General features: G+C 59.6%; 14 protein-coding genes and 1 riboswitch. Of the genes, 5 read left to right on the top strand and 9 right to left on the bottom strand.

The window, feature by feature from the left end:
- Positions 1 to 25: 25 nt before the first annotated feature.
- Both ACOX7T_RS06840 and ACOX7T_RS06835 read right to left on the bottom strand, forming a co-directional pair.
- Positions 26 to 4,531: an S-layer homology domain-containing protein gene (locus tag ACOX7T_RS06840; RefSeq protein ID WP_433441167.1), complete on the bottom strand. Its 4,506-nt coding sequence runs from the start codon at positions 4,529 to 4,531 to the stop codon at positions 26 to 28.
- A complete protein-coding gene (locus tag ACOX7T_RS06835) occupies positions 4,479 to 6,602 on the bottom strand; it encodes a serine hydrolase domain-containing protein (protein ID WP_433441165.1) in 2,124 nt (707 codons plus the stop codon). The genes ACOX7T_RS06840 and ACOX7T_RS06835 overlap by 53 nt, the downstream gene beginning before the upstream one ends.
- A gap of 224 nt (positions 6,603 to 6,826) precedes the next feature.
- On the opposite strand from ACOX7T_RS06835, the gene ACOX7T_RS06830 reads away from it, so the two are divergent.
- From ACOX7T_RS06830 to ACOX7T_RS06820, 3 genes are all read left to right on the top strand, one after another.
- Complete coding sequence (locus ACOX7T_RS06830; protein WP_433441163.1) at positions 6,827 to 7,072, top strand: helix-turn-helix transcriptional regulator; 246 nt, start codon at positions 6,827 to 6,829, stop codon at positions 7,070 to 7,072.
- A 127-nt stretch (positions 7,073 to 7,199) separates the two neighbouring features.
- Positions 7,200 to 7,673 carry a hypothetical protein gene (locus ACOX7T_RS06825; RefSeq protein WP_433441161.1) on the top strand — a complete coding sequence of 158 codons (474 nt, stop codon included), beginning with the start codon at positions 7,200 to 7,202 and terminating at the stop codon, positions 7,671 to 7,673.
- A gap of 173 nt (positions 7,674 to 7,846) precedes the next feature.
- Complete coding sequence (locus ACOX7T_RS06820) at positions 7,847 to 9,844, top strand: LTA synthase family protein (protein WP_433441159.1); 1,998 nt, start codon at positions 7,847 to 7,849, stop codon at positions 9,842 to 9,844.
- Between the two features lie 41 nt (positions 9,845 to 9,885).
- On the opposite strand, the gene ACOX7T_RS06815 is transcribed toward ACOX7T_RS06820, so the two are convergent.
- Positions 9,886 to 10,752, bottom strand: a complete 867-nt coding sequence (locus tag ACOX7T_RS06815) for a prephenate dehydrogenase (protein ID WP_433441157.1) — start codon at positions 10,750 to 10,752, stop codon at positions 9,886 to 9,888.
- 15 nt (positions 10,753 to 10,767) lie between these two features.
- Positions 10,768 to 11,784 (bottom strand): 3-deoxy-7-phosphoheptulonate synthase, encoded by a 1,017-nt coding sequence (gene aroF, locus ACOX7T_RS06810; protein ID WP_433441155.1) that lies wholly within the window; start codon positions 11,782 to 11,784, stop codon positions 10,768 to 10,770.
- A gap of 328 nt (positions 11,785 to 12,112) precedes the next feature.
- Here aroF and ACOX7T_RS06805 point away from each other — a divergent pair, with 328 nt between their 5' ends.
- On the top strand, positions 12,113 to 12,547 hold the full coding sequence (locus ACOX7T_RS06805; RefSeq protein WP_006573297.1) for an RrF2 family transcriptional regulator: 435 nt from the start codon (positions 12,113 to 12,115) through the stop codon (positions 12,545 to 12,547).
- On the opposite strand, the gene ACOX7T_RS06800 is transcribed toward ACOX7T_RS06805, so the two are convergent.
- The 4 genes from ACOX7T_RS06800 to ACOX7T_RS06785 form a co-directional block, all read right to left on the bottom strand.
- Positions 12,544 to 13,140 (bottom strand): hypothetical protein, encoded by a 597-nt coding sequence (locus tag ACOX7T_RS06800; RefSeq protein ID WP_433441153.1) that lies wholly within the window; start codon positions 13,138 to 13,140, stop codon positions 12,544 to 12,546. The genes ACOX7T_RS06805 and ACOX7T_RS06800 overlap by 4 nt on opposite strands.
- A gap of 129 nt (positions 13,141 to 13,269) precedes the next feature.
- A complete protein-coding gene (locus tag ACOX7T_RS06795; protein WP_433441151.1) occupies positions 13,270 to 14,418 on the bottom strand; it encodes an ABC transporter substrate-binding protein in 1,149 nt (382 codons plus the stop codon).
- An 11-nt stretch (positions 14,419 to 14,429) separates the two neighbouring features.
- Positions 14,430 to 15,257, bottom strand: a complete 828-nt coding sequence (locus tag ACOX7T_RS06790) for an ABC transporter ATP-binding protein (RefSeq protein WP_433441149.1) — start codon at positions 15,255 to 15,257, stop codon at positions 14,430 to 14,432.
- Complete coding sequence (locus ACOX7T_RS06785) at positions 15,254 to 16,282, bottom strand: FecCD family ABC transporter permease (RefSeq protein WP_433441147.1); 1,029 nt, start codon at positions 16,280 to 16,282, stop codon at positions 15,254 to 15,256. The genes ACOX7T_RS06790 and ACOX7T_RS06785 overlap by 4 nt, the downstream gene beginning before the upstream one ends.
- A gap of 109 nt (positions 16,283 to 16,391) precedes the next feature.
- Positions 16,392 to 16,533: riboswitch (molybdenum cofactor riboswitch) on the bottom strand.
- Positions 16,534 to 16,650: 117 nt separating this feature from the next.
- On the opposite strand from ACOX7T_RS06785, the gene ACOX7T_RS06780 reads away from it, so the two are divergent.
- Positions 16,651 to 17,154, top strand: coding sequence for a nucleoside-triphosphatase (locus ACOX7T_RS06780; protein ID WP_433441145.1), 504 nt, complete (start codon positions 16,651 to 16,653; stop codon positions 17,152 to 17,154).
- Between the two features lie 46 nt (positions 17,155 to 17,200).
- Here ACOX7T_RS06780 and cysK read toward each other — a convergent pair whose 3' ends face one another.
- A complete protein-coding gene (cysK, locus tag ACOX7T_RS06775; protein ID WP_433441143.1) occupies positions 17,201 to 18,136 on the bottom strand; it encodes a cysteine synthase A in 936 nt (311 codons plus the stop codon).
- Between the last annotated feature and the right edge of the window lie 104 nt (positions 18,137 to 18,240).

The following is an 18,240-nucleotide window of genomic DNA, read 5'->3' as shown; positions in this document are numbered from 1 at the left end:
CTTGCCTGAGACAAACAAAATGGCGTTAATGTTCCAGGATATACGAAACCAGGCGCTGAATCATCACGGCAGCTTCTGCACGACTGAGAGGAGAAGAAGGATTTAGTCTGTTTTCAGAATCACCTATCAGAATTCCTTCCCGGACAGCCCAGTGCATAGCTTCCAGTGCCCAATCCGAGATAACGTTATGATCAGAAAAAACTGTCAGATCAGCTGTCACCGGCTCGGCATTGACAAAGCGGTAAAGCATAACGACGAATTGTTCACGGGTAATGAGTTCTTCGGGGGCAGTTCCATCGCTAATGCCGGCCGTCTGTGCCCAGTCTACCGCGTTGGAATACCAGGAAATTCCGCCGGAAATATCCACACCATCAAGCCGGGCCAAGACGGTAAAAAGCATGGCACGGCTCATCTCAGCCGACGGATAAAAGCCATTGTCTCCGCCGAGGAAAAGGCTGCGGCTTACAACAAAATTAATGGCATCCGCAGCCCAATGGCTGGCCGGCACGTCGTGGAAGGTGCTGCTGCCGTCCACCAGTTCCAGCTTGACGCTGCCATTGAGACTTAGTTTTATGCCCCATGCAGCAGGTGCTGAGAGTTTTATGGCTTCACGGCTGCCATCATCTCCTATGCGAACGAGGATATCTCCGGGGCCGGGAGAGATAACAGTTGGAATGGTTACTGTAACGTCATCCAAATGCTCAGGAACTGTGACATCGATAGTGACAGGAGCGCCATTTCCCGGCGCAACAGTGACAATTTTAACTCCGTTGGGATACGTTGTCGTTCCAGTGACGTCTCCTGTTTTCCTGTTGGTTACTGTAACAGTGGTAGAACCATCGGGATTCTGCTTGACAGTCGTATATGTATTTTTGGGCGTGGAGGAACCAGAATCGGGCGTTTCTGGCTCAGAACTGGACAGTACATTAAATTCTGCATGAGTAAATGCGTCATTCGACCCAGATACGGCCAAGAAGCCAATGGTACCCTGAGAACAATCTTCAATTACTGCGCTTCCTAATTTGGTCCATGTTCCATCTGTACTGTAAGAAGCCGTTATTGTGTCACCCGACTGCTCCAGTTTTACGCTGATTGGGAGTGCTGCCGTACACTCCTCCACAATGCGCCGTTCACCGCCTGCAGTCTCACGTACTGCGAGCGTCAGCTTGCCATCAGAGTATCCAAGATAAACATTTGGCGCATCTTCCGATTTGGTTCCAGACTGGAACATCACACCTGCAGCTGCGTCTGAAATGGAACCCTGGCTCTGCAGCTCGGTGATGGCAACCGCAATAGAGGCATTGCCGTCTGTATACTGATAAACATAGCGGAAGGCATCTTCTGTGTCCCCGAGCCAACCCATTGTATCCAGCTTATAGGTTCCATCATATTCAACCGTGCCATAGGTATTGCCTATGGTATACTGCATAAAGCCGTCAGGAAGAGCATCCGCTTCAGGAGAATGTTCAAAATCAAAGACAGTTCCACTTTGACGCTGTTGACGCAGCCAAATGCCCATCATTGCGCGTGCCAGATGCACGGATACCCAGCGTTCGCTTCCGGATGAACCACCTTCCTCATCATCGATATAGGTGCGGCCATCTGTGAAGCGATCCTGGAGCCGGAGAATTTCGTCAATGTGTATATTGGCCCAGTATTCGCCGTCCAGAGTTACGTTATGGTCAAAGCCCAGTGCATCGGCAAAAACATCAATGGAGGCCACATGCATCAGTCTGTTGTCCCCATAATCGTTTGTCATGGGGTAATAGAGCTTGGGGGCGAGAGACTTGTACATGCTGCCGCCGGGCTCGTTGTACTCCGGCGTTTCAAATTCCAGATCCACATAGGCCTGGTAAATCAGATCCGCATTGAACACCGTTTCCTCCGGCACGGTCTGTCCGGACATGGCAAACTGTACTGCACCATTGAGCAGATGGGCAATAACGGCCATGTAATCGGGATGGATACGGCTGTGGTTGATGGCGATACCATTATTCTCGGCATTTGAGCCATTTAGCCAGTCCTTTACGGCTTTTCCGTCGATTTCATGCGTATTCAGAAGATCATTGGGAGTTGCGTAGGAGGAGAGCATCAGCTCTGTACATTTTTCGGCCCAGGCTTCGCGGTTCTGATGGTTGGGCATCATGGAGAGCGCCAGAGCCAAAACACCGGAGTTCCAGGCATTTTCCTCGCCTCTTGTATTTCCGGGTGTGAGTATTGTTCCGTCAGGGCTTTGATAATAGGGAACCTCATAGTCGATCAGGGAGTTGGCCTCATACTCCACCATCCTGCGGGCATACTCCCGATATTCATCAGGAAGGTATTCCCACATAAGCCATGCTGCGGTGCCGCAGACGTTCGCGTCCAGCGCAGTCTGATCGGAAGCGCCCCGCGTGGTTTTATCAGGGCTGATGCCCCAGCCGCCGGACTCCTGGTTGCTTCTGTGCTTGTATGCAATAGAGGCAATCAGTTTAACTGTACGGTCAATGGCCTCTTCTCTACTGTGTCCAACGAGCGCTTCGTCATAGACATCCATGCTGAGAACTGTGGCAGAAACAAACGCCAGTGCAGCATAACCTTTTACAGTCGAACCAATCGGATAAAATTCATCAGGACTCGTACCAAACTGACTGTCGATCCACTGGAAAAGATTGTACTTCATATTGTTGTTGGCAGCTTTGGCATATTTCTGCGCCAATGGATCCGTAAAGGGACCTGGAGCGAAATTTTCCCACTGGATAGGAACCACAGCGTTCTGTTCCCGCTCGGGCGGTGCCTCCACAACCGTAACATTGCAGGAGTCCGTGTGGCCGCCGTCTTGGGTTTCCACAATGATTTTTGTTGAGCCGGGGGTGATACCGCGCACCTTGCCATTCTGATCTACTTCGGCGATTTCAGGATCTTCCGAACGCCATTCTACGGCCTGATTAGTGGCGTAAAAGGGCTCCACAACGGCGGAGAGGCCAAGGATCTGGCCCTCCTCCAGGGTCATTTCATCCCGACTGAGCACAACGCCGGTGGCAGGGAAGTCGCTACCCTCAGGAACAAGGCTTCCGCTCAATTCAAAATTGTCAAAATAAATTTCAGAAGAATTGCTTGTGTACAGACCTACCTGACCAAAAGGATGGGCGGTGTTCTGCACGGAATAGATTTCCTGATCATCAATAAAAAACCGGAATGTACTGCCAGATGAAATCAGCTTAAAATGATAAGTTTTTCCTTTCTCCAGGGTTACAGATGGATCCGGCGTGACAGTGGAGCCTGCCCGGTCAACAAAGCGCACACCCTTCCCGTTGGTATAGCAGGCCAGGAGGTGGTTCTTGGAATCGGAGAAACGAGTAATGATACCGACAGTAAAGTCCTTGCTGTCGTCCTCAACTGTGACGTCCACCTCGATAACGCTGTCAACCAGCGCCTCATAGGTTGTCAGGATAAACTCAGCTCTGCCGCTGCTGCTGTTGGAGGCCAGAAGGCGTGCGTCCCCTTCCGGAATGCTGAAGGAACCTTCAGGGCCCTTTACCAGAGACCATGCGGACAAATCTCCACTGAAATCGTCAGCGACGTTTACCGTCTCCCCAGGGGGGAGCGCGATCCATTTGGCATAGAGCGTGGTGTCCGAACTGAGCGGAGTGTCAAAAGAGAAGGGAGTCTCCCGGGCGGGATCTGCATACCAGCCGCCAAAAAGATAGCCCGTTTTAATAGGCGCTTCAGGGGCGGTAAGTGTGTGCCCGATTTTCAACTGTTGATCATCGATAGTTGAGCCGCCGTCCGTATCAAAAGAGACCGTGATGGTTGGCTCGGCTTGGGCCTGAGTCACCAGAATATTGTCGAAGTATGCCCGTTCTGGGGCATAGACCCGAAAACCGATGCTGCCTGACATGATGGGGTTATCCTCATCGGTGTATTTCAGAACAGGCTCGACGGGCATCTCTTCACCAGCGGGCCAGACATAACACTCCAGCTGGTTTCCAACGGCACGGACCGAGCAATGATAGGTAACGCCAACTTCAAAATTGTAGGGAACGCGATTGCCCAGTGAAGAGGACTTTCCGTTTTTCCACTGCAGAAGCGCTGCGTACTTGTCCCCTTTATAGTCCATGAGCCTGAAATGATAGAAATTATTATCATCCTGATAGCGAAAGATTGCGCCTGCTGAACCACCCACACCATCAGAGGTAGGCGTAATATCATAGCTCATTACATAATCGGTCCATGTAGTATCTCCGGCGGAGATGAGACTGGTACCGGCTCCGACAAGAGCCGGATTTCCGCCCTCAAGGGCTTCTGTACCCCAATCCCCAGAGGAGACTGTCCAGATCGAGGAATCCAGGGATTCAAATTCCTCCGAGAACAGGACAGAAGGCTCATCGGCCGCCGGGGATTCTGCAGATACAGCGACAGCAAAGGCGGTGCTGTTCAGACATAGACACGCTGTCAGTATAACGGCAAGGAACGACCTACATTTTTGCATGTTCTTTTTACCTCCATTTCCCTTCCGGATGACTACCTGTAGAAAAATAGGCTGCTTCAAAAAAGAAAGATTCCTGGGGGGTAATGCAGTTGATACAGATTACATGCGATGCGCAGAGCAGAATTGAAATGCCGTTCTCAGGCAGGGTGACGGTGCTGTCACCCCACACCACAGAGGAGGCGGTCAGGCTGCCGGCGGCATCGTAGACGTAAAAGCCGCCGTTGCCCTCAATCTCCACCTGGATGGTCAGGCCGGCGGCGCTGTCCACGGTGTACCACCGGGCGTAGCCGTCGGGCTGGACAGTGGAGTAGGCGCCAGCGCCGCAGTAGATGGGCTGGGCGATGGAGGCGTCGGCGTACAGCAGGCCCTGGGCGTCCATCCAGATGTGGCCGTCCCGCTCGGTGATGGTGATGTCCGAGCCGTCGCGGCCGGCATTTCCGGGCACCTGCACGGCAAACTGGCTGTGGTTGGTGTCCGCAATCTTCTGGGCCCCCACATAGCCGGGGATGTACTCGGGCAGCTCAGCGGCGGAGGCAGTGCCCAGGGAGAGCCAGACCTGGGAGGTGTACTTCTCGTTCAGAGGCAGGACGCTGGTGGTGTTCCACCTGTCCCAGGCGGCCTGGACCGCTTCGGAGAGCTGCACGGGCTCCACCTTCTGCGCCACATAGTTGGAGGTGGGCAGCACGGTCAGGCCGGGGAGAAAAGCGTAGGCCTTCTGCCAGAGGTAGGTCTCACCGTTCTCCTCCACCACCGGCTTGACCATGGCGGCGGTGCCGGTCTCATCCCGGAAGGACCCGTCGTCAAAGTAGTAGAAGGTCTGGGCGGGGGAGCTGGGCACGGTGAGGGACTGAAGCGTGAGCACGCCGTCGGCGGAGATGTCGACCTTGAACTGCTGGAGGGTGGAGGCGTAGTAGCCGGAGTAGTCCAGCATCCCGGCGGGCATGGACTGGCTGGGATTGGCGGCGGGCAGGGAAGGGACGGTCTCGTCCACGGCCACGCCCTGTTCCGTCAGCGCGTCAATGAGCATCCGGGAGGCGGCCATCTGGTTGTAGGTGGATACACCGCCGGAGGTGAGCACCGCCGCAGCCATGTTGTACTCGGGGAGCACCACCAGAGCGGCGTGGTAGTACTGGGTGTCGCCGCCCTTGGCCAGGGCCTGGATGTCATTGTACCCGAAGGGGGCCAGGGACACGGTATCCCAGCCCAGGCCGAAGGACAGAATGTCGTCGGTGTCGTCGGGCCAGATGCCGCTGCTGTACTCGGGGGCGGCCATGGCATCCAGAGAGGCGGAGGTGAGCAGCCCGTCCGAGCAGAGCAGGCCGCCGAAGGCGGCCAGGTCGGCAGCGCTGGCGTAGATGCCGCCGGTGCCTACGGTGCCCAGGCAGTCCTGAGGCAGGGCCCGGGGATCCTCGCCCAGATAGGTCTTTACCAGGCGGGAGGCATCAAACTCATCCTGGGGGGTGAAGGTATTCTCCAGGCCGTTGGGGACCAGAATGGACTCGTGGAGATACTCGGGGAAGGTCTTGCCGCTCACTGCCTCCACCACCAGCTCAGCCAGAGTGAAGCCGGTGTTGCAGTAGACGCTGTATGCCCCGGGGTCGGCGGCCAGCCGCTGGGTGGACAGGGTCTCCAGCAGGTTCTCGGTGGCGGAGCGGTCATCGTCGGCGAAGAGCAGCATGTTATGGGAGGCGCTCATCAGACCGGAGGAGTGGTTGAGCAGCATGCGGACCGTAATGTCCTTGTACCGCTCGTCGGCCATCCTGAAGTCGGGCAGATACTTGGTCACCGGCGCATCCAGGTCGATCTTGCCCTGGTCCGCCAGCTGCATGACGGCGGCGGTCACATACATCTTGCTCACCGAGCCGATGCCGTACAGGTCGGTGTCCAGCAGGACCCGGTTCTCCGACTTGGAGTACACGCCGGCATGGCCGGAGATGGTGATCTCTCCGTCCTGCCACACGGCGTACTGCACGCTGACGGCGCCGCCGTATTGGGCGGCATATTGGGCGGCCAGTGCGGCGGATTCCTCCCGGGTGGCGGGGGCCTCCGTCTCAGCGGCCAGTGCAGGCGCGGAGATACTGACCGCCATAACCGCGGTCAGCGCAAGGGCGCTCAGTCGTTTTTTCCACATTGCTGCGTTCATCCTTTCCCGGCTCTTTCCCGAGCCGCAAAGAAATTATCCCACCGGCCCGCCGTGCTGTCAAATAAAGAATCCATTAAAAATACCGGGCCCGGCGTCGGCTGGAAATATTTTACCACCCGGAAAGCGGGAAAGCAAGGAGAATTTGTGAGTTTATAGCTAACATACATTTGGGCCCCGCTTGGGTACAATTTTCTCAGGTGGTGGCGTATCAGATGAAAAAGACCGAGCCTCCCGTATTTGACGGGGATATTTATAACACCATACGGCGCAACATCAAAAAATACCGCAAAGAGAAGGGGCTGACCTCCGCTCAGCTGGCTGAGCTGGTGGACCTGTCCCATGACTTTGTCCGGCAGATTGAGAGCGAGCGGGTGGGGCGCAATTTTTCCGTGGAGACCTTTTATAAAATCTCGGTGGCCCTGGGCGTCAGTATGGACAAGCTGGCCAGGAAATCATAACATATCCCCTTCCCGGGCTGGGGAGGGGACGAAAATTTTTAAAAAATTTTGGGTTTTTGTGTAACAAATCCGTTCTGCCAAACGTCTATATCAATAGAAGGTTCGTTTGCAGGGAGGAGGGGTGCACATGTATCGGAAGCAGCGGCTGTACCGGAAATACGCGCTGGTGCGCTACGGGGTGCTGTGCGCCTGCTGTGCCCTCGTGCTGCTGGCCCTGGCCAGAACCATGGGCTATCACCAGCTGATGCTGCTGCCCTTCTGCATGGCGGTGGTGATGGCGGTACCCTATTTCAGCGCGGTCTACACCTATGAGTACGACGGCCGCCGTCTCATTGTCTCCCAGGGCAGCGGGGAAAATCCCCCTGTGCTGGAGATTATCGACACGGAGGACATCCTGGCCTACGGCGTCTATCTCCCCGGCCAGCTCTCCGCCCGGCAGGCCAGCCGGACGGTGCGGGCCTGCCTGTTCCTGGATCCCAGAAGCAAGCGCTACCTGCTCTACCGCCTGCCCGGCGGCGGTACGGGAATCCTCATCTTCTCTCCCGACCGGGAGATGCGGGAGGCCCTGATCCGGGAGCAGTGGATCTTTCAGGTTACCTGAAACGGCAGAAACTTCATAAAATCTTTCGTGTTTTTTTCTTGCGCTTTCCGTAAAATCCGTGTAAGATCTTGATGCAACGGTAAGGATATCGCTCAATATGCCGCGCCGGCTCATCCGGCGCGGCCGCTTTTTGTTCCATAGGACATATTTGCGTGCGAGGTAAGAGAAATACCATGAAGACAGAGACAAAATTGCCGGTCCAAACTGGGAAAAAATGGGTGGAGATACGGCGCTGGGGCCTGATCGCGTCGGTGCTGGTCTTTGCGGGCGTACTGACGGGATTGCTGGTATCCGGCTTCCCCTGGTGGGAGAGCCTGCTGTGGGCCCTGGGTCTGACCCTGCCCATCCCGGTGCGCTTCAAGCTGGAGGGACGGGCGGCGCTGTGGCTGTCCCGGCTGTTCTGGGCCGCCGGCCCGGTGGTGGGGTACTCCCTGGTGGAGATCCTCAACTGGAACAACCCATTCACCAGCTTTTCCACCCTCCAGGTGGCCCTGAACCTGGCCTTTTACTACATCATCGCCCTGGTTGTCTGGCTCATCGTGGGGCGGCGGAACCTGTCCTGCGGCATCTCCACCGCCCTGTTCTGGGTCATCGGCATGGCCAACCACTATGTCATCGCCTTCCGGGGCCGCACCATCTTCCCGGGCGACCTGCTCACCCTGGGCACCGCCGTCAACGTGGCGGGGAACTACAACTACGCCTTTGACACCAAGCAGGCCCTCACTGCCCTGGGACTGGCCCTCTTCCTGCTCCTGCTGCTCACCCTGCCCAGGCAGAAGGGCCGCGCCAGGCTCCGCCTCCGCTCCGCTGTGCCGGTAACCGCCGTCTGCGCTGCCTTCCTGGCCGTGTTCTTCGGCACCAGCTTCCTCTCCGCCGTGGGCATTGAGCCCTCCATGTGGACCACCCGGGGCAACGGCTTTGTGCTCAACTTCTCCGTGTGCCTGCGGTACTCCTCCGTGTCCGAGCCGGAGGGCTACTCCCAGGAGGCCCTGGCTGAAATTGTGGCTGAGGTGGAGGAGGATTCTGTGCCCGTGTCGGGCACAGGGGACGGCGGGGTTCAGCCGGTCAACGTGATTGTCATCATGAACGAGTCCTTCTCCGACCTGACCGGAACCTTTGACCTGGAGACCAATCAGGACCCCATGCCCTTCTTCCGCTCCCTGACGGAGAACACCATCCGGGGCACGGCCTACTCCTCCGTGTTCGGCGGCACCACCGCCAACTCGGAGTACGAGTTCCTCACCGGCAACACCACCGCCTTCCTTCCGGCGGGTACGGTGCCCTACCACCTCTATGTAAAGGAGGGATCCGAGTCCATGGTGGCCCAGATGAGCGCCCAGGGCTATGAGTGCGTGGCCATGCACCCCTACTACTCCTCCGGCTGGAACCGGATTCCCGTGTACAAGGCCTTTGGCTTTGACCGCTGGCTTTTCCAGAGCGACTTTGAGAATCCCTACTACATCCGGGACTACATCTCCGACCAGACCGACTACGAGAACCTGATCCGCATCTGCGAGGAGAAGGAGAAGGGGGAGCCCCTCTTCATCTTCAACGTGACCATGCAGAACCACAGCGCCTACTCGGGTGCGTGGACCAACCTGCCCAAGGAGGTGTGGCTCACCGGGGAGATGGAGGGCAAGTACAACACGGTGAACCAGTACTTAAACCTGATTTACCAGAGCGATAAGGCCTTTGAGTACCTCGTCAACTACTTCTCCCAGGTGGAGGAGCCCACCATGATTCTGATGTTCGGCGACCACCAGCCCCAGGTGGCCACCAATTTCTACACCGACCTGCTGGGCAGCGACCCCACCGTGGAGGAGGCCCAGAAAAAGCAGGAGGTGCCCTTCCTCATCTGGGCCAACTACGACATTGAGGAACAGCAGGACGTGAAGCTGTCCCTCAACTACCTGTCCGGGCTGCTGATGGACGCGGCCAACCTGCCCAAGACCGGCTATCAGACCTTCCTCAGCCAGCTGCGGGAGACGGTACCGGCAGTGAACGCGGTGGGCTATCAGGACACCGACGGCACCTGGCATGAGCAGACCACGGACATGAGCCAGGCGGCACAGGAGGGGCTGCTGAACTACCAGATGCTCCAGTACAACGAGATTTTTGAGGACCGGGACAACCGGCTGGAGGACTTTTTCTTCCTGCCGGAAAAAGAGTAAAAAGCAAGCGGCGCATCCCATATCCGGGATGCGCCGCTGATTTAATCCAGGCTGAGCAGGTCGGGACCTTCCAGGTTCATCTTGCGCTTGCGGCCGGCGGAGAAGGCCAGCTTTTCGGAGAGCAGCTTGGTGTCCCCCGAGGCGATGGCCTCCCGGTAGGCGTGGAGGTTTTCCTCCAGCCGGTCCAGGGCGGTGAGCAGGGCGGGGGAGTTCATGGAGAAGAGCTGGGTCCACAGCCCCACGTCCAGAGCGGCCACCCGGGTGCAGCCCCGGAAGGAGCTGCCCTCAAAGCCCTTGCAGGTGAAGAGCGTGGGGTCGTCACACACCGAGACGGCGATGATGTGCATCATCTGGCTGGTGTAGGCCAGGATGGCGTCGTGCTCCTCGGGGGTGGTGCGCACCACGTCCTTGCAGCCGATGTAGTCGGCCAGCCGCTCCATCAGGGCGATGTGCTCCTGGGTGCTCTTTTCCCTGGGGGTGAGGATGAGGTGGGACTTTTGGAACATCTCCCCAAAGGCGTGCTCAATGCCGGAAAACTCGGTGCCCGCCATGGGGTGGCAGCCGATGAAGTCCACTTCGGGCGGCAGCACCTCCGCCGCCTCCATGATGGCGGTCTTGATGCCGCACACGTCGGTTACCAGGCTGCCCGGCTTGAACTGATGTTTGTACTCCTCCAGGAACCGGGTGATGCCCCTGGGGTGAAGGCACAGGATGGTCACGTCCGCCTGGGGGACCACCTCGCCCGCCTCAGCGGTGACACGGTCGCCAACACCGTGCTCCGCGGCGAAGCGGAGGGTGGGCTCCGACACATCCACGCCTACAATTTCAAAGTCCTCAAAGCCCTTCAGCGCCAGGGCCATGGAACCGCCAATCAGGCCCAGGCCGATGACGGCAATGGTTTTTGACATGGAAAAGACCTCCTTTTACACGCTGCGGCCCACGCAGGCGGCGATGCCGCCGATTTTGCCCATCAGGTCCCTGAACTGAGCGGGGGTGATGGACTGGGCGCCGTCGCACAGGGCGTTTTTGGGGTCGTTGTGGACCTCGATCAGCAGGCCGTCGGCTCCGGCGGCCACGGCGGCCAGGCTCATCCGCTCCACCATCCAGGCCTTGCCGCAGGCGTGGGACGGATCCACCACCACAGGCAGATGGGTCATCTGCTTGACGGCCAGCACGGCGGACAGGTCCAGGGTGTTGCGGGTGTAAGTCTCAAAGGTGCGGATGCCACGCTCACAGAGGATGACGTTGGGGTTGCCGCCGGCCAGAATGTACTCGGCGGACATGACCCACTCCTCAATGGTGGAGCTGAGGCCCCGCTTGAGCAGGATGGGCTTGTTGAGCTTGCCCAGCTTCTTGAGCAGGTCGAAATTCTGCATGTTCCGGGCGCCCACCTGAATCACGTCCACGCAGGCCTCGAAGAGGGGAATCTGGTCGGCGCTCATCAGCTCGGTGACAATGGGCAGGCCGGTGGCCTCACGGGCCTCCCGCAGCAGTTCGATGCCCCGGGAGCCCATGCCCTGGAAGGCGTAGGGGGAGGTGCGGGGCTTGTAGGCGCCGCCACGGAGGGCCACGGCTCCGGCGGCCTGCACGTCCCTGGCCACGCCCACAATCTGCTCCTGGCTCTCTACCGAGCAGGGTCCGGCAATGACGGCCAGCTTGTTGCCGCCCACGGTCACGCCGCCGCCCAGGTCAATGACCGAGTCGTCGGGGTGAAACTTCCGGTTGGCCTTCTTGAAGGGCTCGCTGACCCGCATCACCCGGTCCACGCCAGGCAGCTGGGACAGCTTTTCCCCGTCCAGACGGCTGGTGTCGCCCTCAGCGCCCAGAATGGTGGTCTCGCTGCCCTTGGACACCATGACCTTCACGCCGCCGGCCTCCATGGCACGGATGGCCTCCTCCATCTGCTCCGCGGTAAAATCAGGCTTTAAAATGATAACCATATATTCCATCCTTTCTCGTTCCGGCACTCCGTCCCGCCGCGGAAAAAGAAAAACGCGGCGGCCCAAAACGGACCGCCGCGGTATGTGTTCCGGTTAGGAAACGCTCCCAGCTGGCAAATCGGTTATGGGCAGGCAAAATAACCGCTACGGTAATAGCGGTAATAGCCGTATGCATAGCCGAAGCACAGCGCCATGGTAGAGCTCCTCTCCTGTTTGATAGAGAAACTTTAGCACTTTTTGCTGTTAAAGTCAAGAGCTTTTTTTGCTTGAAATCCTACCAAACCCGTGGTAATATAGTTGTAACTACCTGAGAAGAGGAGTTTCTGATATGAAAATTTCCACCAAGGGCCGCTATGCCCTTCGTTTGATGCTGGATCTGGCCATCCAGCCTGGAGATTCCGCCGTCCCCCTGCGGGACGTGGCCGAACGGCAGGAGATCTCCGATAAATACCTGGAGCAAATCGTCACCCAGCTGGCCCGGGGCGGCCTGGTGCGCAGCGTCCGGGGCGCGGGCGGCGGCTATCTGCTGACCCGTACTCCCGAGGAGTACACCGTGGGCGAGATTCTCCGCCAGCTGGAGGGCAACCTGGCTCCGGTGAGCTGTGTGTCCGGCGGCAGCTGCTGCGGCCGGGCGGACCGCTGCGTCACCCTGGAGGTGTGGCAGCAGATTCAGGACGCGGTGGACGGCGTGGTAGACAACATCACCCTGGCCGACCTGGTGAAGCGCTACCACGAGAAGTGCCCCGAGGAGGAGCAGGATTAATCGGAAACCGGCTCAAAGGGGATGAGCAGCAGGGAGCCGTCCTTGCCGCTCATAGCGATGGCACAGTAATGGACGGCGCCGTCCGAGTCGGTAAAGACCAGGGCGGTATTGGGCATGTCGCCGGGGAAGGCCATGGCCACCACAAAGGGACGGCCGGGGGCGATGGCGTCAAGGGTGCCCAGAACGGCGTCCACCCGGTAGCCCATATCGTCCATGGGGATGGACACCACCTGAATATCGGTGACTGTCTCGGTGGAGGTGATAGCCACGTCCACCCGGTACTCGCTCTCGTCCAGAAGCAGCAGGTCGTAGTCCTCGGGCCGGGAGAGCAGGTCCTCGTCGGCATAGTCCGCTGAAACCGGCAGTTCCTGCTCGGCGGGCTCCTCCGTCTCCTCAGGCGGCAGGCTCTCCTGGGGCGGCGTCGCCTCGGGCGTCTCCACGGTCATGCTCTCCTCCGGCGACGGAGTGGGCACCATGCTTTCGGTGGGAGGCGGCGTAGTATCGGTAGGCGCGGGGGATTCTGCGGCAGGGCCGCAGGCGGCCAGGGCCAGAAGCAGCCCCAGAGTTGAGAGCAGGGCGAAAAACCGTTTCATACCGTTTTCCTCCTTATATTCCGCAAAAATGGCTCATCTTTAGTATCAGTATACCAGAAACAGTGAAATAAATCCATCAAAAAGAGCTGCGGCGCATCTGCGCCGCAGCTCTTTTGACTTTGTTGTAGCTCAGCTCGCCAGCTTGCCGATGGAGTTGGCGGTGAGGGCGTCGAACTGCTCCTGGGTCAGGTCGCAGTGGTAGAAAATCTCGTAGTACCGGGCCACCTCGGTGTACAGGTCATAGTCGATCTGGTCGGGGTAGAGGAGAGCGCCCATCCACAGCATGCCCAGATAGCGGTTGACGGAGGGGGGGAAGCCCATCCAGTTGTAGGGCCCGAAGGGCACCTCATAGTAATTGCCGTTCTGGATGGCGGTCAGGTCCTGCCACACCGGGTCGTCGGCCACTTGGTCATAGTAGCTGTCGGGAGCGAAGATGATGATATCCGGGTTCCAGAGGAGGAGCTGCTCCATGTCCACCTCGTTGCCGGTGCCCTTGGAGGAGGGGGAATCCACCACGGCCAGGTTGTTGGTCATCAGGTCGATGACCTCGGCGTGGTAGGAGTTCTGGGCGATGACGTTCAGGCCCTGGTCACCCAGGCAGTAGAGGATATTGGCCTTGTTGTCGCCGATGGCCTCCATCATGGAGACGGTCTCGCCGTAGATCTCGTCGCAGTAGTCGGCGATGACGGCGGCCTCCTCCTCCATGCCCAGCAGCTCGCCCAGCATGCGGTAGGTGTCGCCCATGGTGGCGGTGTAGGCGTCAATGTGGACGGCAGGGATGCCCAGCTGCTCGGTGATGGCGTCCATATCCTCCACGATGGAGTCCTTGGGTTCGCCGATGTCGATGATCACCTGGGGATCAGCGGCGGCCAGAGACTCCAGGTTCAGTTCACCGGCGCTGGAGCCGTAGAGCTGGCCCAGGGTGGGCAGGTTGTAGTACTCGGTGTCAATGTACTGGTCGGCCTCGGGGTCCCACTCGCTGGCCAGACCCACGAACTTGTCGGGGCACAGGGCGAAGAGCACGATCTGGGCCATGGGGCCGGAGGGCGCGATGCGGTCGATCTGGGCGGGGAGCTCCACCGTGCGGCCGCAGGAGTCGGTGAACTGGACGGTGTCGGCAGTACCTTCCTCAGAGGGCTGGGCGCTGGGGGTCTGGGAGACGGAGGGCTCGGGAGAGCCGGAGGCCGACGGGCTGGCCTCGGGGGTGGTCTGGGTGCAGGCGGCCAGGGAGACTACCATGGCCAGGGCCAGCAGCAGAGACAGGGCTTTGTGTTTCATAACAATCCTCCTTACTGATTTGAAGAGACCGGATTATATTCCACCTGCTCGCAGGGGGAAAACGTGGGAAGGTCACGGGGGATGCACACCCGCATCCGCCCGTCCCGCAGGGGTACCACCTCGGCATCGATGCCGTAGAGGGCCTTGATCAGGTTCTCGTTCATCACCTCGTCAGGGGTGCCGTGGGAGAGAACCTGGCCGTCCTTCATGGCCAGAATCTGGTGGGAGAAGAGATAGGACTGCTCCGGGTTGTGGGTGGACTGGACGATGGTGTACCCCTGGTCAGCCAGGGCACGCACCTTGGTGAGAACCCGGATCTGGTTGCCGTAGTCCAGGTTGGCGGTGGGCTCGTCCATCAGCAGCACGGTGGACTGCTGGGCCAGAGCCCGGGCGATGAGCACCAGCTGACGCTCGCCGCCGGACAGGCGGGTGTAGCTCCGCTCGGCCAGATGGCCGATGTCCAGCCGCTCCAGCGCCTCCAGAGCGGCGGCCTCCTGCTTGGGGCCGGGGGGCGAGAAGCCCCTGCTCTGGGCCGTGGTGCCCATGAGGACCATGTCGAACACGCTGTACTGGAAGGCGGGGTAGTTGGACTGGGGGATGTAGGCCACCTTGCGGGCCAGCTCCCGGGCACCCAGATTGCTGACCACCGCGCCGTCCACGGTGATCTCACCCTGGAAGCCGTGGAGCAGGCCCAGGATGCAGCGGAACAGGGTACTCTTGCCCACGCCGTTGGGACCCAGCACCGAGAGAAGCTGGCCCTTGCCCACGGAGAAGCTGACGTCCTTGAGTACCTGGCGGTTTCCGTAGGAGAAGGAGAGGTGTTTGACTTCAATACTCACGTCACATCGCCTCCCTTCATCATCAGATAGAGGAAGAAGGGCGCGCCCACAAAGGCGGTGAGGATGCCAATGGGCAGCTCAGTGGCGTAGAGGTTGCGGGAGATGTTGTCCACAATCAGCAGGAACAGCGCCCCTGCCACCATGGAGGCGGGCATGAGGTACCGGGTGTTGCTGCCCACCAGGCGGCGGCACAGGTGGGGAATCACCAGACCAACCCAGCCGATGGCGCCGCACACCGACACCGCCGCGGCGGTGATGAGGGTGGAGGCCAGAATGATCACCGGCCGCACCACCCTGGCGTTGACGCCCATGGTGCGGGCCTCCTCGTCGCCCATGGTGAGCACGCCCAGCTGCCACCGGAGCACGAACAGGATGACCAGGCCAATCAGCATGGGCAGGAACACAAAGGAAACCTTGTCCCGAGTGGTACCGGACAGGCTGCCCATGAGCCAGTAGGTGATCTTGGGAAGGGCCTCGTTGGGGTCGGCCACCAGCTTGATGTAGGAGGTGCCCGCCTCAAAGAGGGAGCTGATAACGATACCGGCCAGAATCAGGCTCATGACCCGCTTGCCCTTGGCGCGGCTGCTCACCAGCCACACCAGCACCACGGTCAGGATGCCGAAGCCGAAGGCCATCAGCATGGTCAGCTGTGCGCCGAATCCGGCGATGATGGCCAGGGAGGCGCCGAAGGCGGAGCCTTTGGTGGCGCCCAGGATGTCGGGGGAGGCCATGGGGTTCTGGAAAATACCCTGGTAGGCACAGCCGGCGGCGGACAGACAGCAGCCCACCAGACAGGCCATGATGATCCGGGGCAGGCGGACGTTGAAGAACACGTTTACCATGGTGTCGGCCCAGAACTGCTCGATGGGGAAGAAGCGGGAGAGCACGATGCCTGCCAGTTCGGCGGGCGTGATGGGGTACCGGCCCAGACCAAAGGACAGGATGGCGGTACACACCAGCAAAACCAGCATAATCAGAATAATCAGGACTTTTCTTCTGCCCCCTCGGGGCGATGCAGACGGCATGGGCGGAGCTCCTCTCTGTTTCTCCGAGCGGGCGAAAAAGGATACAAAAAAACCTCCGTCGAGAGGACGGAGGCAACAACAATCAAACCATACCGCGCATACAGCGGTACAGCCTGAAAAAACCTCTCCTTCTCAAACACGGAAGGCCTGTCCGTTTCCAGCGCAGACCCTGAAAGGACGCCATAGGGACGTCCACGGCCCGGGCGCCATAGCAAAGCCTTAGGCGCAGGGGCTCGGAGAATATTGAATTGTGGAAAAAACCGGAGTATGATACCAGATGAAAGACAGTGGGGACAGGGTGTCCCACAGGCCTATTGTCAAAAGCATACTATTTTTGCGGTTGGTTGTCAATGTTTTTGGAGGTTTGCATGAGACATATTTTTCTAACCGGCTCGGTCCAGTGCGGTAAGAGCACGGTCATTACCCGGGTGCTGGAGGCGTGGAGCGGGGCAGTAGGGGGCTTTCGTACCGGCTTCGGCCCCGACCGGGCCTGTCCGGAGCGGCTGCTCTACCTGTGGAGCGCGGCGGAGCCCGCCCGGTACGACCAAGACCATGCGGTGGTGAAGTTTTTCAACGGCTGTGCGCCGGAGGCCATTCCAGGCCGGTTTGACGCCTTGGGCACCGCCTGCCTGACCGGGACGCCCATGCTGTGGGTGATGGACGAGTGCGGCCGCCTGGAGCGGGATGCCCTGGCCTTCCAGCAGGCGGCTCTGGAGAAGCTGGAGGGAGACACGCCGGTGCTGGGCGTGGTAAGGGAGGGCTTCCCGGGCTGGACCAGGTCTATTGCCGACCACCCCAATGTGGAACTTATCACCGTAACCGAGGACAACCGGGACGCCCTGCCGGGCCTGATTCTGGCAAAGCTGAGGTAAAAATAAAAAGGAGCTGTCTGCCGGGATGGCAGACAGCTCCTTTTATTTACTCACTCTTCTGGAACAGGCCGGTGGACAGGTAGCGCTCACCGGTGTCGGGGAGCACCACCACGATGTTCTTGCCCCGGTAGGCCTCCTCCTTGGCCAGGGAAGCGGCGGCGGACAGGGCCGCGCCGGAGGAGATACCCACCAGCACGCCCTCGGTCTGGGCCAGGGCCCGGCTGGCGGCAAAGGCGTCCGCGCCAGGGACGGGGATGACCCGGTCCACCACGGAGCGGTCCAGCACGGCGGGCACAAAGCCAGCGCCGATGCCCTGGATCTTGTGGGGACCGGCCTGACCGCCGGAGAGCACCGGGGACTCGGCGGGCTCCACGGCAATGACCTCAATGGCGGGGTTCTGCTCCTTCAGGTAGCGGCCGGCGCCGGTGACGGTGCCGCCGGAGCCCACGCCCGCCACCAGCATGTCCACCTTGCCGTCGGTGTCCCGCCAGATCTCGGGACCGGTGGTCTCGTAGTGGGCGGTGGCGTTGGCCGGATTGTCGAACTGGCCGGGCATCCAGGCAGAGGGCAGGGTGCGCAGCAGCTCCTCCGCCTTGGCGATGGCGCCCTTCATACCCTGGGCGCCGGGAGTCAGCTCCAGCTTGGCACCCAGTGCGGAGAGCAGGTTCCGCCGCTCCAGGCTCATGGTCTCGGGCATGGTGAGGATGACCTGGTAACCCTTGATGGCGGCGATATAGCTCAGGCCCACGCCGGTGTTGCCGCTGGTGGGCTCCACGATGATAGTACCCGGCTTGAGCAGGCCCCTGGCCTCCGCGTCCTCAATCATGTACTTGGCGGCCCGGTCCTTGGCGGAGGAAAGGGGATTGAAGCACTCCAGCTTGGCCAGCAGAGCGGCGGACAGTTGATTGGCGGCCTCGTACCGCTCCAGGCGGAGCAGGGGGGTGTTGCCGATGAGGTCCATGAGGGAGTGGGCGATCTTCATTTTATTTCCTCCTTATTCAGTATGAATACTATGAAATTAATTTGAGAAAATGTCCCGGCCCTGCCGGGACATTTTCCATCATTTTAGCAGAGAGACAACAGGTT

Source organism: Pseudoflavonifractor sp., from assembly GCF_050943825.1.
In the GTDB taxonomy this organism is placed as follows: Bacteria; Bacillota; Clostridia; order Oscillospirales; family Oscillospiraceae; genus Pseudoflavonifractor.
The sequence above is the reverse complement of the archived record's forward strand: the minus strand, read 5'-3'. Positions and strand labels throughout refer to the sequence as shown.

Coding starts and splice junctions, on each gene's coding strand:
- ACOX7T_RS06835 (WP_433441165.1), bottom strand. CDS start 6,602: ATGTGGAAAAAACGACTGAGCGCCCTTGCGCTGACCGCGGTTATGGCG.
- ACOX7T_RS06830 (WP_433441163.1), top strand. CDS start 6,827: ATGAAAAAGACCGAGCCTCCCGTATTTGACGGGGATATTTATAACACC.
- ACOX7T_RS06825 (WP_433441161.1), top strand. CDS start 7,200: ATGTATCGGAAGCAGCGGCTGTACCGGAAATACGCGCTGGTGCGCTAC.
- ACOX7T_RS06820 (WP_433441159.1), top strand. CDS start 7,847: ATGAAGACAGAGACAAAATTGCCGGTCCAAACTGGGAAAAAATGGGTG.
- ACOX7T_RS06815 (WP_433441157.1), bottom strand. CDS start 10,752: ATGTCAAAAACCATTGCCGTCATCGGCCTGGGCCTGATTGGCGGTTCC.
- aroF (WP_433441155.1), bottom strand. CDS start 11,784: ATGGTTATCATTTTAAAGCCTGATTTTACCGCGGAGCAGATGGAGGAG.
- ACOX7T_RS06805 (WP_006573297.1), top strand. CDS start 12,113: ATGAAAATTTCCACCAAGGGCCGCTATGCCCTTCGTTTGATGCTGGAT.
- ACOX7T_RS06800 (WP_433441153.1), bottom strand. CDS start 13,140: ATGAAACGGTTTTTCGCCCTGCTCTCAACTCTGGGGCTGCTTCTGGCC.
- ACOX7T_RS06795 (WP_433441151.1), bottom strand. CDS start 14,418: ATGAAACACAAAGCCCTGTCTCTGCTGCTGGCCCTGGCCATGGTAGTC.
- ACOX7T_RS06785 (WP_433441147.1), bottom strand. CDS start 16,282: ATGCCGTCTGCATCGCCCCGAGGGGGCAGAAGAAAAGTCCTGATTATT.
- ACOX7T_RS06780 (WP_433441145.1), top strand. CDS start 16,651: ATGAGACATATTTTTCTAACCGGCTCGGTCCAGTGCGGTAAGAGCACG.
- cysK (WP_433441143.1), bottom strand. CDS start 18,136: ATGAAGATCGCCCACTCCCTCATGGACCTCATCGGCAACACCCCCCTG.